Raw genomic sequence first — 15,806 nt, forward strand, 5'->3', positions numbered from 1 at the left:
CCTGCTCTCTTCTGGCCAAGCTATTCGTCACCTGTAGCACCGGCATGGACAGGCAAGGATGGCGGCCTTGCTCAGGGAAAGGTGCGAACTGCCTTGCTCTCCAGCTGGATCGATAGGAGCAGTTTCTAGGCCCACGCTACGCTCGATAGCTTCTGCAGTTGACTCAGATCAACCCGCCGAGAACCGTGGCCTGCTAGCCTCCGACTATTGCTCACCGAGAGGCATCGCCATGCTAAGACTTGTTCTCCTGACCTCCGCTCTGGCCCTGACAACCGGTATGGTGCTGGCGCAGCAGGATGGCACGCCGGAGCAGCAACCGGCGCAGGAAGAAGCGCCAGATCAGGCAGAGGTCACGCCGGCCGAGGTCACGCCGGCCGAGATCGCGCCAGGGTACGCCACGGACGAGGATCTCCGCCAGGCTGCACAGGACCTTTTCGATGTCATCCTGCCCGCGGCTCCTCCCACCGATGAGGTCCATGCGGCGCAGCGTGACCTCGGCGCCATGCTGTTCTTCGACCCGCGCATGTCCTCCTCGGGGCTGTTCTCCTGCCAAAGCTGCCACAACGTAGGCATGGGTGGTGTGGACGCGCTCCCGACCTCTGTGGGCCATGGCTGGCAAAAGGGTCCGCGCAACGCGCCCACCGTCTACAACGCCTTGTTCAATGGCGCCCAGTTCTGGGACGGTCGTGCCGCCGACTTGGCCGAGCAGGCCATGGGGCCGGTCCAAGCCGCGGTTGAGATGAACAACACCCCCGACCAGGTCGTGACCACCCTTGAGTCCATGAAGGAGTATCTCGACGCCTTCGGCGAGGCTTTCCCCGACGAGGCCGAGCCGGTGAGCTTTGCCAACTTCGCCACCGCCATTGCCGAGTTCGAGGAAACGCTGGTCACCCCCGGTGCAGGCTTCGACCGGTGGTTGACAGGCGATGACGCGGCCATGTCGGACGAGCAGAAACGCGGCCTTGCCCTGTTCATGGACTCGGGTTGCGCCGGCTGCCACAATGGGGTGAACTTCGGCGGGCACGACTACTATCCCTTCGGCGTCGTCGAGCGGCCCGGGGCCGAGGTGCTGCCCGAAGGCGACCGCGGCCGCTTTGCGGTGACCGAGACCGCCTCGGACGACTACGTGTTCCGCGCGGCACCCTTGCGCAACGTGGCGATCACGGCGCCGTACTTCCATTCGGGCGCGGTCTGGTCACTCCCCGAGGCCGTCGACATCATGGCCAATGCACAACTCGGCACCGAACTGGCCGAGGCAGACATCGGCGCCATTGTCGCCTTCCTCCATAGCCTCACTGGCGAGCAGCCGCGGGTCGAGCACCCGGTCCTGCCGGCCCGGACCGAAGCCACGCCGCTGCCCAACCCCTTTGACGATATCATGGAGCAAAGCCGGTAGCGCGCTCGGGCCTGTTACCACGATCGACACGATCGGTTCCTGCGCCTCGCAGGGACCGACATCGGCATATTTCAAGGATCAACCTGCGCCCGCCACTCAGGGTCGTGGGCCTTCCAAGCGCCCAAGCATCGCCGACCTTCTGGGGACGTCGCTAGGCGGGTCACAGACGCAGGCCGAACAAAGATCACAAGGAAGACCGTTCATGAGAACCGGCCAAGCGACTGACCAGCTGACCTCAGGAGCCTTGAGGCCATCTGCAAAGCTCCTGCCTTGTGCCCCGCAGACTTCATTTGTGGCTGTTTCGGCAGCTATTGCTAGCCTCACCTGGACCACCCCTGCGCAAGCCCATGTGAAGTGGTTTGCGCCCTACATCGTCGGGGCTCCCCCGCAGCCCCTTGGCGCCACCCTGACCAACGTCTGGTTCTGGACAGCCATCGTGCTCGTGCTGGTGTTCTTCCTGGCCACCCTGGCTTTCGAGCGCTTGCCCGCTGGCCAGGGCGTGCTCGACCGCATGGACCGCCTCACCAATCCGTTTTGGGGCCGGGCGGACGATTTCATGCGCGTGGCGATCGGCACCTTCTTTGTGGCCATCTATGCCGTGGGCGGGGTCTATCTCACGCCGGATCTGGCCACCCCCAACGAGTGGGTCTCCTGGTTCCAGCTCCTGATCGCTGGGGGCCTCTTCTGGCGCAAGACCATGCCGCTCTCAGCCCTGGGCATCATCCTGCTCTGGGCTTTGGCTCTGACCGACTACGATCTGTTCCACCTCCTCGACTATTTGGCCTTAGGCATCGGCGTTGCAGGCTACCTGGTGCTTGCCGCCTCCGACCGACCCGGCTGGTTCCGGCACCGCTTCGAGGTGCTGCGCTGGGGCATTGCCATTGCGCTGATGTGGTCAAGCCTCGAGAAGTTCGCCTACCCCGAGTGGTTCAGCCCCCTCGTGAAGGAAAAGCCGTTTCTCACCTTCGGGATGCCCGAGCACGTGTTCGTGCCCATGGCGGGGGTGGCCGAGTTCACCATGGGCTTCGGGCTTCTCTGGACGCCCCTGGTCCGGCGGCTCTCCGCCGTGGCGCTCATCGTCATATTCTTGTCAGCGGTCTGGCCCTTCGGGCGCATCGACATGGTGGGGCACGCGCTCATCATGAGCACCATCTTTCTCGTGGCGCTCGACCCCGAGCGCGAGGTCCACTTCGTGCCCCGCGTGAAGCAGGCCCTCGCGGGCGTGCCGCTGGGGCTGGCCACCGCCATGGTCGTGCTCATCGCCGGCTATTGGGGCACGCACCGGACCATCTACGGACCCGAAGGAGACCCCGAAGCGGTTGCCGCCGCAGCCGCGATGGCGGCCGAAGGCATGGCCACCCACTCCCACAACCCGGAGCAGCCGCATGGGCCCATGGCCGCGGGCGGAATCGGGGCGCCGCCGGACAGGGGTGAGGAGATACAGATCACGGGCCCTGCTGTGGATGCGCCTGCGGATCATGCTGTGGTAGCACAGGAAGCTGCAACGCCCGACGCCGCGTTCGACGCCATGATGGCAACCATGCATGACATGCCGGACATACCGGCGGCGTCGACGGGCGCGGTGAATGCCGACTTCCTGCGGCTGATGATCCCGCACCACCAAGGTGCTGTGGACATGGCCGCCATTGTGCTGGAGCAGACCGACGACCCAGAGGTCCGCGCCTTGGCCGAGCACATCATCGCGGAGCAGGAGGCAGAGATCGCCGAGATGGAGACCATGCTCCAAGAACTGGGCGCTGAGCCGCCGGTGCCACCGGCGGAATAAGTCCTGAGAGATCGCCTGCGGACATGTCATTCTGCTCAGGGTGATGCCCTTGGCGCCACCCTGCCGTTTGAGGGCCCTAAACCGCCCTTCTGTCCGCGCAACCTGTTGGTCTCTGCAGATTGTCTGGCGTGGAGACCCGGTCAGGGCTTCCCGCAGGCGCGCTTGGCGGGCCGCAGACAAGCTTTAACTGGGTCGGAGTGCCCTACCCTTGCCCCAGTTCCCTGCGAGACTTGGCATCGCAGGGAACTGCCCAGCGGCGAGCGGTTCCTGCCCCCGGCTTTACCATCAGCCGTGCGGGTTATTGATTGCTCGCCATGAGAGCGGCTCCTCCCTCGAAGCTCGAAAACGACAGGTGTTATTCTCAACGACATATTTTTCGGTCATGCGACTTCCGGGTGTAGCTGGCCCCTGCCCCGCCCTTCTCGGTGCATATTGGTCAAGACGAGACCCGGAGCTGAGCAGACGTGCTCTGATCAGTGCACCTGACTTGCACGCAGCCCAAACCTCTGAAGCGCTGCGTCGGGCGGGCGGATCGAAACTCACGATTTTAACAGAACCTCGACAGAAGGGTCGTCCAGCAATCCAAGACCGCGTCGTCGGCGTAGCGGCCGAGGCGCGTCCGCAGGCGCTCCTTGACGCCTAGCGAGAGGCGGACCTTCCAGTCCTGGGCGAGGTCGAAGCCCTCCGCCTGGGCCCAGGCCCTGATCTGCGGCACGATGGGCTGAGCCGGGTCGTGCGCGTCCTCGAAGGGACGTCCGGCTCGGCGCTCCATCCGGTCGAGCACCTCGACGATCAGCTCGGGCGGCATGAGGTCCTCGACCTCGGTCCCCATCTTGCCTGCGAGAACCTCGTCGGTGGTGATGACGCGGTCCGTGAACCCCGCGTAGAGGTCCTCGCGCAGGGCCCTCGCGGCCTGCTGGCCTGCCTGGTCGCCGTCGAGAAGCACGAAGGGCAGGACGTCGTCGCGGCCCATGAGGATCGCTGCGATGAGCTTCGCGGTTCGGGCTCCGCCGGATGGCGGGAACACCAACTCAGCCTTGGGCGCGATCCTACCCTGCCCGATCAGGGCGTTCTTGATCCCCGACAGGTAGTGCTGGTCCGAAGGCCCCTCGACGATCACAGGCGTGCAACCAAGCAGGAGGCTCTCGGCGACAGTCAGGTTGAGGGCCGAGTGGACCGCATAGGTCGCGCCGGCATCCCGCTCCCCCCCTTGGCGGCGTGCCTGCCCCAAGTCGCTAGAAGCGGCCGTGCCGCCGTCGGCCGCTACGAAGACCTTGCGGACACGGTCGAGACGGTCGCCGTCGATCAGGAAGGGCGAGTGGGTGGTGAAGAGGAGCTGGTTGGTTGATGCGAGGCCGTCGAAGAAAGCCGACAGGTCGCGCTGGGCGAGGGGATGTAGAGAGTGGCCAGGCTCATCGAGGAGCACGACGGCGTTCTCATGGCTGGCCTCGCTCTCGTAGGTGAAGACCAAGAAAAAGCTGAGGAACCACTGCAGGCCCGCGCTGCGGTTCTCCAGCTCAATCTCCTCGGGACGGCGCGCGTCGGACACGAAGATGCGGAAGTAGTTGCCATCCGCAACCAAGCGGAAACGGTAGTCGCCCTGCTTCCACCACTCCTTGAAGCTCCGGGTCAGCTTGGCGGAGGCCGACTGGAGGAGGGCCTGGCGCTCGCGGAGCTGCTCATCGTCTCGCACGATCTCCGCTTCGGTCTTCGCGTCCGAGGTCGTGACGTTGCCGTAGTAGTCCCTCGTTTGCGTGACGCCGGTGGCGCGCCCTAGCTCCAGCACCTCCTCGGGGCTGAGGCCCACGAGCTTAAAAAGCACCTTGAGCGTACGCGCCTTGGCCGCCTCCTTCTGGCCGAGGTCCGTGCGCTTCAGGTTCTCAACGACCTGCGGCAGGTATATCTGCGCATCGAGGTTGCCGTAGTTGGAGTAGTAGACGAAGGCGGGAAGCCGCCTTTGTAGCTCATCGAAGAGATCTGGTCCCTTGGTTGTCGCCGCGACGGCGTCAGCTTCACCCTCCTCGTTGGCAGTCACTACGCCGGGCCTAGCGAGAGCACCTAGGAGATTGAACCCAGGGGCATCGGGAAACCTGAAGAGGTAGCGCCCGTCAAAGTCCCTTATCACCTCCAGGGTCGCGGTCGTGTTGGGGTCGGCCCCGTGCCGCTCGGCGAGGGCGCGCTCGTCAGGATCCAGCTCGAAGACGCAGACGATGAAGTCGTGCTCGCCGGGACTCGCGCGCATCTCGGCGAAGTGCGCGCGCGGCATGTCGTCGAGGATGCTGATCGCCCCGTCGCCCGACGGGTTGAGCTTCCACAAGGGTAGCAACAGGTTGGTCTTGCCAGCCTCGTTCTCGCCGATCAGAGCGGTAACGTCGGAGACGTCGATCCAACCGCTATCGACCACGGAGCGGAACTGGGTGACGCGAAACTTCCTGAGCTGCATTCGTGATCCACATGTTCGGCGACCTGGCACTTAGCCTAGTGCAGTTCAGGCTGAGGGAGGTCGTTGAGCTGGTAGCCAGACAACCGTGTCGCTTCTGGCCCTTCTCTACGCAGCCCGCCTCGGCAACCGGCGCACGGCCTCGCCCGCCTCCTGCTCGGCCTGCACCAGCTCCCACTGTGCCTGGAGGTTGAGCCAGAACTGCGGCTCCATCCCGAACCAATGGCCGAGGCGCAGCGCTGTGTCGCCGGTGACGCCCCGCTTGCCCGCGATGATCTGGCTGACGCGGTTCGGCGGCACGGCGATCTGGCGCGCGAACTCCGTGGGGGTGATCCCCAGCTCCTCCAGCTCGTCCTTCAGGACGGCCCCGGGATGGACGGCTCGCATGAACATAGGTGACCCTCCTTGGCCTAGTGGTAGTCCACGATCTCGACCGCACTGGGGCCTGCCTGCCCGTCCGGCCACTCGAAGCACACGCGCCACTGGTCGTTGACACGGATCGACCATTGCCCGGCCCGATCCCCCCTGAGCGCCTCCAGCCGGTTGCTGGGCAACGCCCGCAAGGCGTCGAGAGACGGCGCGGCGTCGAGGATGGCGAGCCGCTTGGCCGCCTGCGCCTCGATGCCTGAGAATGCCTTCACGAACTCGCCCCCGGCGAACCGCTCCGTCTTCTTGTCGCGGTAGCCCAGGATCATAGACAGAATAGGTAGCGACCTTGACGGTGTACGTCAATCGTCAACGGGCGCATGTGGAATGGTGGCAGTGGTCAGAAGGTCACGAATTCTGCTACGCTCAAGTCAGGCCGAGATGGATGTCGCTGCCTGTGCAAACCTGCTGGGTCGCCCCTTCCAAAGCTCCATACGTCGGGATGCTGGCCCGCTCGCGCCTGGCACGAACGTCGAGCAGGATAGCCATGTCCGGCCCAGCTCGTCCCAGAGCGTGCCGCCCCAGCCGTTCAGGCATACGATCCTTAAGCCCAGCTCCTTCGATGGGCAGGGAAGACCGACATGCCACCTGTTACCATCCGCCCGCTGCGCCCTGACGATGGACCGCACGCAGCGCGGGTCTTCTTCGACGCCGTGCGCGAGGGCACCCGGGCGCACTACACCGAGGCGCAGCGGCGGGCCTGGGCGGGCGAGCCTCCCGGCCCGGACAGCTGGCGCGACCGGCTCTGGGGCGTGGAGGGCTTCGCGGCCGAGGAGGAGGGCCGGCTCGTGGGCTTCATGACGATCGCCGGGACGGGGTACATCGACATGGCCTTCGTGGCGCCCGCGGCCTTGGGCCGGGGCGTGGGCTGGCGGCTCTACCGCGCCGTGGAGGGAAGGGCGCGGGAGCTTGGCGCCTCGGTGCTCACGACGGAGGCGAGCCGGATGGCCCGGCCGTTCTTCGAGCGGCAGGGTTTGTCGGTGATCGCGGAGCAGGTCGTGGTCATCCGCGGCGTGGTGCTGACCAACTACTGGATGCGGAAGGTGCTGTGAGCCGCGGCGTGCAGGTCGGCAAGGGCGCAAACGAGTGGCTCCACTTCAGCAGAATTCTTGAATTGTTGGCTGGTGACGGCGCGGGAGGCCCGGTCCAGGGGTCCCGCAGGCCCGCCCGGGGCCGAGGACAATCCTGGACGGGGCCGGAGCGTCCCATGCTTTCCTATGTTCCTTCGGTGGCCTGCCATCCGAAGGGACTGCCCCGCGGCGAGCAATCTTTCTTGACGGCGCGGCTCCAGCGGCAAGCCCCGGGGGCTGTCTGCCCCCAGTCCCCGGAGGATATTTGACGAAGGTGAAAGGCAGACAGCTCTGCTCGCGCACAGGATCCTTGCACGACCAAGTGGGCCACTGCGGCAGGCACGAGGGAGGCGTTTGCTGGACACAAGATCACCGGACACAGTTTCCGAACGCCAGAAGGCAGCTCGATACCTTCCACAGTTCCCTCTGCCCGGGATGTCCGGACAGGGTCGTCTGGCAAACACCTCGTGTGTCGTTCCTAGGCTGCGCCCAGCTGCTCTGACGTCGCATGAACGAAGCTAGTGCTGGGTGGGCCGTTGTTGTTCGTTCTGGGCCTCTGCCATGGCTACACTCAATGCAGCCGCAAGTTCATCCAGACGATACGGCTTGGACAGGATGCGAACCCGTTCCGCTTCGGCCTGCCGTTTGGCTGCTTCGGCGTAACCGCTGGTCAGGAGCACGGGCAACCCGCGACGGCGCGATCGGATCTCACGGGCGAGGTCCACACCATTCATCCCGCCCGGCATCATGATGTCCGAGAACACCACATCCACTCGGCGCCCGTTGGCCAAGGCCCCGAGCGCGGCTGCGGCACTCGCAGCCCGGGTCACCTCATAGCCGAGCTGCTGAAGCATCTGGCCCACCAGCTCGGCGACCTCATCGTCGTCCTCGACGAGGAGCACGCAGCCAGTTCCCCCGGGATGCTGTCGCTCGACGTGGAGGTCGACCAGATGATGCTGATCGGCTGCGGGCTGCTCCTCGGTCCGGGGCAGATACAGGCTGATGGTGGTGCCGCGGCTTACCTCGCTGTCGATCTGAACACGTCCCCCGGACTGGGTGGCGAAGCCATGGACCTGCGCAAGTCCAAGGCCGGATCCCTTGCCGATGTCCTTGGTCGTGAAGAACGGCTCGAAGACCCGGGCGCGCACCTCGGGCGTCATCCCTGTGCCGGTGTCGGTAATCGAAAGGCAGACATAGTCGCCGGCTTGGCTGTCGACCCGGCACCCAGGGCAGTTCTCGGCTCTCACGACGATGGTCCCGCCGTTCGGCATCGCGTCCCGTGCGTTCACGGCGAGGTTCAGCACCACGAGCTCCAACTCGCCGGGGTCTACCTCAACGGGCCAGAGATCGTCCGCGAAGGCGAACTCCACATGCACATCGCCCCTGAGACTGCGGTCGAGCAGCTCGCGCATGCCGCCGATCTGGCGCACAACGTCCACAGGCTCGGGCTTGAGCTCTTGCCGCCGCGAGAAGGCCAGAAGCTGACGGGTCAGCCCGGCACCGCGTTGCGCCGCCTGCTGCATACCTTCGATCAGCCGCTCCTGGCGGTCCGGGTGGGCACCCTTTTTGAGCATCTCCAAGCCCCCCGAGACCACCATCAGGAGGTTGTTGAAGTCGTGCGCGACGCCGCCCGTGAGCTGGCCGATGGCCTCGATCTTCTGCGCTTGGCGAAGGACCTCCTCCACGCGGGCGCGTTCCTCCATCTGGGTGCGCAACTCGGCGTTCGCTTTCTCCAGCTCGCGCGTACGCTCCGCGACGAGATCTTCCAACTCCTGAGCGGCTCGCTCACGGGCCGCCAGCAACGCGCGCACCTCGTACTGACGTTCGCGCGCCCGCACGGCCGTCTGGATCGTGCTCGTGAGCGTGATCGGCTGGATGGGCCGCTCGAGAAGCGACACGTTGCGCAGCGCCCCGACCAGCCTCTGGCGCCAAGCCATCACGGCGGGCTGCTCCTGATGGCTGGTCAGCACGACGAACGGCAGGTCCGACCAGGCGGGCTGACCCTCGACCCATTCGGTCAACGGCCCGGTCTCCTGTCCGAAAAGGCCCTCCTCGGCGATGAACACGGCCGCGGCGCCCGTCCCGATTGCATCCAGCAAGCTCGCAAGACTGGCGCAGACCTCCACGTCCAGGCCAGCGCGGCGCAGCAGATGCGCCGATGCGGCTCCGTCCCGACCAATGGGCGCGAAGATCAGAACGCGGGTGTCGGGATCAGCGGGCCCCATTCTCCTCGCCCGGCATGAGAGGGATCTTGTCCCCGTGATACTCGGGAGTGCCGGAGAAGATGCCGCTGAACTCCCTGAGCGGCGGCCCGAGGCTGATCCCCTGAGGGCTCAAGCGGAACTCTCGGATGGAGTGCTCGTGATCGCCGCTCCGCTTCTTGACCACCGAGAGCGCGCGCCGGACCGTCCCGGCCACCTCGAAGTAGCGCAGCATCAGCACCGAGTCGCTCAGATAGCTGATGTCAAGGGGCGTATCCATCGGGCCCACAAGCCCGTGCTGGGCCAGCACCAGGATCGTGAGCACGCCCTGCTGGCCGAGGTAGCTCAAGAGCTCGTGCATCTGCAGGATGAGGAAGCGCTCGTCAGGCATGGCGTTCAGGTAGCCATTGAGGCTGTCGATGATGACGACACGCGCGCCGTCGTCCTCCACGCTGCGCCGCACGTTGGCTGCGAACTGCCCCGGCGCCATCTCGGCGGGATCGATCTGCTGGAAGCGGATCCGGCCCGAGTCCAAGTGCTCTTGGAGTGGTAAACCCAGGGTTCGAGCCCGAGCCTCAACGGTCCCGCGACCCTCGTCAAAGGCGAAGAAGACGGCATGCTCACCACGTTCTGCCGCCGCGATGACGTAGGTCAGGGCGAGGGAAGACTTGCCCACTCCCGCCGCGCCGATGAGAAGCGCATTCGTGCCGCGCTCCAGCCCGCCGCCGAGGAGCTTGTCGAGCTCGGCGTTCCCGCTTGGGGTGAACTCGCCCACGAACGACTTGTGGTGTTCCGCCGCGACCAGCCGGGGGAAGATGTTGAGGCCGCCCTTCTCGATGGTGAAGTCGTGGAAACCGCCTCGGAACTGGATGCCGCGCATCTTCACGACCCGGAGGCGCCGCCGCTCGGCGCCGTAGTCGATGGCGAGCTGCTCGAGGAGCACCACGCCGTGCGAGATGGAGTGAAGCTGGAGGTCATCTTGCTGAGCCGAGAGGTCGTCCAGCAGGACGACCGTGCAGTTCCGGCTGGTAAAGAAGTGCTTAAGCGCAAGGATTTGCCGGCGGTAGCGGAGCGGGCTCTGTGCCAGGAGGCGCAGCTCGGACAGGCTGTCGAGGACCACCCGGGTCGGGTTGAGCCGCTCGACCTGCTCGAAGATGAGCTTCGTGGTCTCGCTCAGCTCCATCTCGGCCGGGTGGAACACCGTAAGTTCGCGCTCGGGGTCGAGCGTTGTCTCGGGCGGCACCAACTCAAAGATGTCGAGACCGTCCAGCGACCAGCCGTGGCGCCTGGCCACGAGGCTCAGCTCGCGCTGGGTCTCGGACAAGGTGATGTAGAGCACGCGCTCGCCTTGCCGGACGCCCTCCAGCAGGAACTGCAGCGCGATGGTCGTCTTACCGGTGCCGGGGCGGCCCTCGTAAAGGTAGAGGCGGTTTGCGTCGACGCCGCCGCCCAGGATGTCGTCGAGACCTGCGCTGCCGGTGGAGATGCGGGGCGAGTCTTCGTCCAAGTCGTCATCCGTCAGCATGCTGGCCATCGCCCTACTCCGTCCTGTGCTGCTCCCCCCTCACCCATGTGGGACGGACCACTGCGCCCTAGCGCCGAAAGTGATGCAAGGCTTTGCCGCTGCCGGCCCAAGCTAACCAACAACAAGCCATGCTGGAAGCCGCTTTGGCTGTCGTCATGCTACCTTATGTTTGCAGGACCCGGCGGCTGTCCAGCGAACATCAATAACGGGCCGTCGCGCGAAGATCGTGATCTCCTTCTAAGGTGGCAAGCCAAGTCTCGTCAGTACCTTGGCTTGTACGCAAGTCAGGTGCGGAACTGACTCGATGTGAGGTCTCGGGGGCTCCCGCTGTCGTTCCGAGAACGCCTTCGTTGATGCTGGACGCGGCGGCGATCCAAGACGTACTCCATGGACGGCTTGCGTGAGGTCTGACAAGGCTTGCCCGGGGCGTCCCGCAAGCGGCCGATTGCGGGACGGCGACGACAAAGGGAGGCGGTCATGGGGGCGGTGCTGGGCTACGCGAGGGTGAGCACAGGCGACCAGGACCTCACGGGCCAGCGGCTGCGGCTTGAGGCCGCCGGCGCCATCCGCATCTTCGAGGACGTACGCTCCGGCAAGGCCCTGGACCAGGAGGGCCTCCGGGCGCTCCTCGACTACGCGCGTCCCAGTGACACACTAGCCGTGGTGCGCCTGGACCGGCTGGGGCGCTCGCTCAATGAGCTCCTCGCGATCGTGGAGGAGCTGAAAGGTCGGGGCGTGAGCCTCCTGAGCCTGGAGGAGCGGATCGACACAAGCAGCGCCGCGGGCGAACTCGTGTTCCATGTGTTCGGCGCCATCGCCCACTTCGAGCGCCGGCTCATCGCCGAGCGCACCCGCGACGGGATCGCCGCCGCGCGCGCCAAGGGCAAGCGGCCCGGCCGCCAGCCCGTGGACCGCGACAAGGTGGCGGCCGCGCTCACGCTCGTGGAGGCGGGGCTCTCGCCCACGCAGGCCGCGCGGCAGGTGGGCCTGGGCCGCGCCACCGTATACCGCGAGATGGCTCTGACCGGCGTGAGGAGGAGCGCGTGACCGAGGAGAGCCCGACGCCGGCCGGCTCGACCGTGCCCGAAGCATCCCTGCCCGGCACCGAAGCGGCCTGCGCCGAGCCCACTTGGCGCGAGGCGGACCGGCTGGCCGCGCTCGAACGCTACGCCATCCTCGACACCGGCCGCGAGGCCGCCTTCGACGAGGTGGCCGAGCTTGCGGCCGACCTCCTCGACGCGCCCATGGGGGTGGTCAACCTCATCGCGTCCGACCGGCAGTGGTTCAAGGCCGAGGTGGGCATCGGCACCGACAGCCTGCCCCTGGACGTGTCCATCTGCCGGCACGCCATCCTCCAGCCGGGCGTCATGGTGGTTCCCGACCTCCGGGACGACCCGCGCTTCGAGGGCAACCCGCTGATCCACGTCGCGGGCGGCCTGCGCTTCTACGCAGGCGCTCTCCTCGAGACGCCCGAGGGCCTGCCGCTCGGCACCGTCTGCGTGCTGGACCGCGAGCCGCGCCCCCAGGGCATCAGCGAGCGCCAGCACCGCGCCCTCTCGATCCTGGCCTCCCAGGTCATAGCGCAGATCGAGCTGCGCCGGGCCAAGGAGGAGGTGCAGGCCACCGCGCGGCGGCAGGCGTTCCTGCTGCGGCTCGACGAGGCGCTGCGCGCTGCCACCTCGCCCGACGAGGCCAAGGCCGCGGCCGCCGAGCTCCTAGGCCGCGATCTGGACGTCGGGCGGGTCACCTACATGGAGGTGGACGAGGACGCGTCCGAGACGCGGGTGACGTGCGAGTACCTCGCCCATGGCATGCCGCCCTCGGTCGGGGTCTATCGGCTGGCCGAGCTTGGCCCGGTGTTCGAGGCCTACCGCACCGGCGAGCCCTTGGTCGTGGAGGAGCACCGCACGGACCCTCGCACGGCGGCGCTGGCGCGCCTGCCCGAGTTCGCGGCCACGGGCGTGCGCAGCGTCCTCGGCGTGCCGCTGCTGAGAGCCGGGCGCATCGTGGGCGTGCTTGTCGTCAACGACGCGAGCCCGCGCCGCTGGACCGGCGCAGAGATCGAGCTTGTCCAAGCCGTGGCCGAGCGCACGCGGGCGGCGGTCGAGCGGGCCGCGGCCGAGGCGGCGCTGCGGGAGAGCGAGGCGCGGGCTCGGGAGCAGGCCGACGAGATCGCGGCCATCTACGCGGCCGCTCCTATAGGACTCACCGTGCTCGACACCGGGCTGCGCTACGTGCGCATCAACGACCGGATGGCGGAGATCAACGGCCTGCCCACGGCCGAGCACATCGGCCGCACGGTCCGTGAGGTGGCGCCCGACCTCGACGACAAGGCCATCGAGACGCTCCGTCGCGTGCTCGCGGGCGAGGCGGTCATGGGCGTCGAGTTCACCGGGACGACCCCCGCTCAACCTGGCGTCGTGCGCATCTGGCGCGAGAACTGGCTGCCACTCAGGGACGCCTCGGGCGCGGTTGTGGGCGTCACCATCTCGGCCGAGGAGGTCACCGAGGAGCGCGCGGCCGAGGCGGCGCGGCGCGCGAGCGAGGAGCGCTTCCGCGCCATCGTGGAGACCGCCACCGACTACGTGATCTTCACCACGGACGCGGAGGGTCGGATCGTGACCTGGACCGCGGGCGCGCAGGCGGTGCTGGGGTGGACGGCCGAGGAGGCCGTGGGTCAGCCCGCGGACATGACCTACACGCCCGAGGACCGGGCCCAAGGTGTGCCGGAATGGGAGCGCCGCACAGCCCGCGAGGAGGGCCAAGCCCCCAACGTGCGCTGGCATCGGCGCAAGGACGGCACGCGCGTGTTCATCGACGGGGTGATGCGCCCGCTCGACGGGCAGGACGGCGCACCCTCGGGCTACGTGAAGGTGGGCCAGGACGTGACCGACCGCCGGGCCATCGAGGAGGCGCTCCGGGCGAGCGAGGCGCGCTTCCGACTCATGGCGGACGCCGTGCCCCAGATCGTCTGGATCACCGACGCGGAAGGCCGGACCGAGTTCTTCAACAAGCAATGGACGGACTACACCGGCGCGGCCTATGAGCCGGCCACCGCGGCCGAGGTCGCGGCGAGCTTTGTGCATCCAGACGACGCCGAGGCGACGGTGACGTCCTTCGACGAGGCGCGGCGGACAGACGGCACCTTCCTGGTCGAGCACCGCATCCGCTCAAAGGCGGGGGACTGGCGCTGGTTCCTGGTGCGGGGCGAGCCTTACCGCGACTTGAGCACCGGCGCGGCTCTCCGCTGGTTCGGCGCCTCCGTCGACATCCACGACCGCAAGCGGGCCGAGGCGGCGCTCCGCGAGCTCAACGACACGCTGGAAGCGCGCGTGGCCGAGCGCACCGCCGAGCGCGAGCAGCTCGCGCGCATCGTCGAGACCACGGGCACGCTGATCCAGGCGCTCGACACCGATCTCCGCTGGATCGCCGTCAACCGCGCTACGTCCGACGTGCTCGACCGCCTCTACGGCCGCCGCCCCCACCTGGGCCAGAGCCTCCATGAGTTCTTCGCAGGTATGCCCGAGCACCTGGCCGAGGCGCGCGTGCCCTGGGACCGAGCACTGGCGGGCGAGGCCCTCACGATCATGGCGCCCTTCGGCGACCTCGGCCACGAGCGGCGCACCTTCGAGCTCACCTACGAGGTGCTGCGCGACGAGGACAGCCGCGTCACGGGCGCGCTCATGACCGGCTTCGACGTGACCGAGCGCCTGCGCGACCAGGCCCGCCTGGCCGAGGCCGAGGAGCAGCTCAGGCAAGCGCAGAAGATGGACGCCATGGGCCAGCTCACCGGCGGCGTGGCGCACGACTTCAACAACCTGCTCACCCCCATCGTCGCGGTGCTCGACCGGCTTCAGCGCCAAGAGGTGATCGGCCCACGCGAGCAGCGGCTGATCACGGGGGCCGCGCAGTCCGCCGAGAGGGCCCGCACGCTCGTGCAGCGTCTCCTGGCCTTTGCGCGTCGCCAGCCCCTTCAGGCCGTAGCAGTGGACGTGGCCGACCTGGTCCGTGGCATGACCGACCTCGTGGCCAGCACTACAGGGCCGCAGGTGCGCGTGGCGGTGGAGGTGGCGGACGACCTGCCCCCGGCTAAGGCCGACTCTAACCAACTCGAGATGGCGCTCCTGAACCTTGCGGTGAACGCCCGTGACGCCATGCCGGAGGGCGGCACGCTTCGGATCAGCGCGACGGCTGAAACAGTGGAAGCAACAGCCAACCGAAAGCGCGTCCCCACCCACGCTCCCAAGCTCGCGCCCGGCCGCTACCTGCGCCTGTCGGTGGCCGACACCGGCTCCGGCATGGACGAGGCCACGCTCGCGCGTGCCGTGGAGCCCTTCTTCTCCACCAAGGGGGTCGGCAAGGGCACGGGGCTCGGCCTCAGCATGGTTCACGGCCTCGCCTCCCAGCTCGGCGGCGCGCTCGCGATCCAAAGCCGGCCGGGGCTCGGCACCAACGTCGAGCTGTGGCTGCCGCAAAGCCATGAGGCGCCGGAAGCGGCGATCCGGCCACCCCTGGCAGCACCGAACGGGCCGCGCGGCACGGCGCTGCTGGTGGACGACGAGGAGGCCGTGCGGCTCTCCACGGCCGACATGCTGGGCGAGCTGGGCTTTCACGTCCTGGAGGCGGCCTCGGCCGAGGAGGCGCTCGCCGCCATGCGAGACGGCGCACGGGTCGACCTCGTGGTCACCGATCACCTCATGCCGGGCATGACGGGCTCGGACCTCGCGCGCGCCGTGCAGGCGCTACGCCCGGGCCTGCCAATTCTGGTGGTCTCAGGCTACGCTGAGAGCGAGGGCCTCGCCCCCGACCTGCCCCGCCTCGCCAAGCCGTTCCGCAAGGATGAGCTCGCGGCCAGCCTTGCGAGCCTCAGAACCTCAGGAGCATCGTAGAGCACCACAGAGGCGACGCCTGTTTGCGCCGAGCTTGTGCACGCCCCAAGCACCTGAGGCGCTTGCGCAAGAC

General features: G+C 67.5%; 10 protein-coding genes. 5 read left to right on the forward strand and 5 right to left on the reverse strand.

All coding sequences use genetic code 11. The annotated features are described in order from the left end of the window. Positions 1-229: 229 nt before the first annotated feature. Together FHG66_RS10815 and FHG66_RS10820 are read left to right on the forward strand one after the other, a co-directional pair. Positions 230-1,396 carry a cytochrome-c peroxidase gene (locus FHG66_RS10815; protein WP_281282920.1) on the forward strand — a complete coding sequence of 389 codons (1,167 nt, stop codon included), beginning with the start codon at positions 230-232 and terminating at the stop codon, positions 1,394-1,396. A gap of 349 nt (positions 1,397-1,745) precedes the next feature. Further along, on the forward strand, positions 1,746-3,182 hold the full coding sequence (locus tag FHG66_RS10820) for a DUF305 domain-containing protein (protein WP_246082556.1): 1,437 nt from the start codon (positions 1,746-1,748) through the stop codon (positions 3,180-3,182). A 547-nt stretch (positions 3,183-3,729) separates the two neighbouring features. Here FHG66_RS10820 and FHG66_RS10825 read toward each other — a convergent pair. The 3 genes from FHG66_RS10825 to FHG66_RS10835 form a co-directional block, all read right to left on the reverse strand. Beyond that, positions 3,730-5,625 (reverse strand): AAA family ATPase, encoded by a 1,896-nt coding sequence (locus tag FHG66_RS10825; protein WP_218013824.1) that lies wholly within the window; start codon positions 5,623-5,625, stop codon positions 3,730-3,732. A gap of 105 nt (positions 5,626-5,730) precedes the next feature. Next, positions 5,731-6,015 (reverse strand): HigA family addiction module antitoxin, encoded by a 285-nt coding sequence (locus tag FHG66_RS10830; protein WP_139076768.1) that lies wholly within the window; start codon positions 6,013-6,015, stop codon positions 5,731-5,733. 17 nt (positions 6,016-6,032) lie between these two features. Further along, complete coding sequence (locus tag FHG66_RS10835; RefSeq protein ID WP_139076769.1) at positions 6,033-6,317, reverse strand: type II toxin-antitoxin system RelE/ParE family toxin; 285 nt, start codon at positions 6,315-6,317, stop codon at positions 6,033-6,035. 312 nt (positions 6,318-6,629) lie between these two features. Between FHG66_RS10835 and FHG66_RS10840 the strand changes: the two genes are divergently transcribed. Then, positions 6,630-7,100 (forward strand): GNAT family N-acetyltransferase, encoded by a 471-nt coding sequence (locus FHG66_RS10840; protein ID WP_139076770.1) that lies wholly within the window; start codon positions 6,630-6,632, stop codon positions 7,098-7,100. Positions 7,101-7,636: 536 nt separating this feature from the next. On the opposite strand, the gene FHG66_RS10845 is transcribed toward FHG66_RS10840, so the two are convergent. Then, on the reverse strand, positions 7,637-9,343 hold the full coding sequence (locus FHG66_RS10845) for a response regulator (protein ID WP_139076771.1): 1,707 nt from the start codon (positions 9,341-9,343) through the stop codon (positions 7,637-7,639). After that, a complete protein-coding gene (locus FHG66_RS10850) occupies positions 9,330-10,853 on the reverse strand; it encodes an ATPase domain-containing protein (protein ID WP_246082557.1) in 1,524 nt (507 codons plus the stop codon). The genes FHG66_RS10845 and FHG66_RS10850 overlap by 14 nt, the downstream gene beginning before the upstream one ends. 468 nt (positions 10,854-11,321) lie before the next feature. Here FHG66_RS10850 and FHG66_RS10855 point away from each other — a divergent pair, with 468 nt between their 5' ends. Together FHG66_RS10855 and FHG66_RS10860 are read left to right on the forward strand one after the other, a co-directional pair. Next, positions 11,322-11,891: a recombinase family protein gene (locus FHG66_RS10855; RefSeq protein WP_139076772.1), complete on the forward strand. Its 570-nt coding sequence runs from the start codon at positions 11,322-11,324 to the stop codon at positions 11,889-11,891. Then, on the forward strand, positions 11,888-15,733 hold the full coding sequence (locus FHG66_RS10860; RefSeq protein ID WP_139076773.1) for a PAS domain S-box protein: 3,846 nt from the start codon (positions 11,888-11,890) through the stop codon (positions 15,731-15,733). Before FHG66_RS10855 ends, FHG66_RS10860 begins: the two co-directional genes overlap by 4 nt. Positions 15,734-15,806: the final 73 nt, after the last annotated feature.

Source organism: Rubellimicrobium rubrum (genome assembly GCF_006152115.1).
GTDB classification, from domain to species: domain Bacteria; phylum Pseudomonadota; class Alphaproteobacteria; order Rhodobacterales; family Rhodobacteraceae; genus Rubellimicrobium; species Rubellimicrobium rubrum.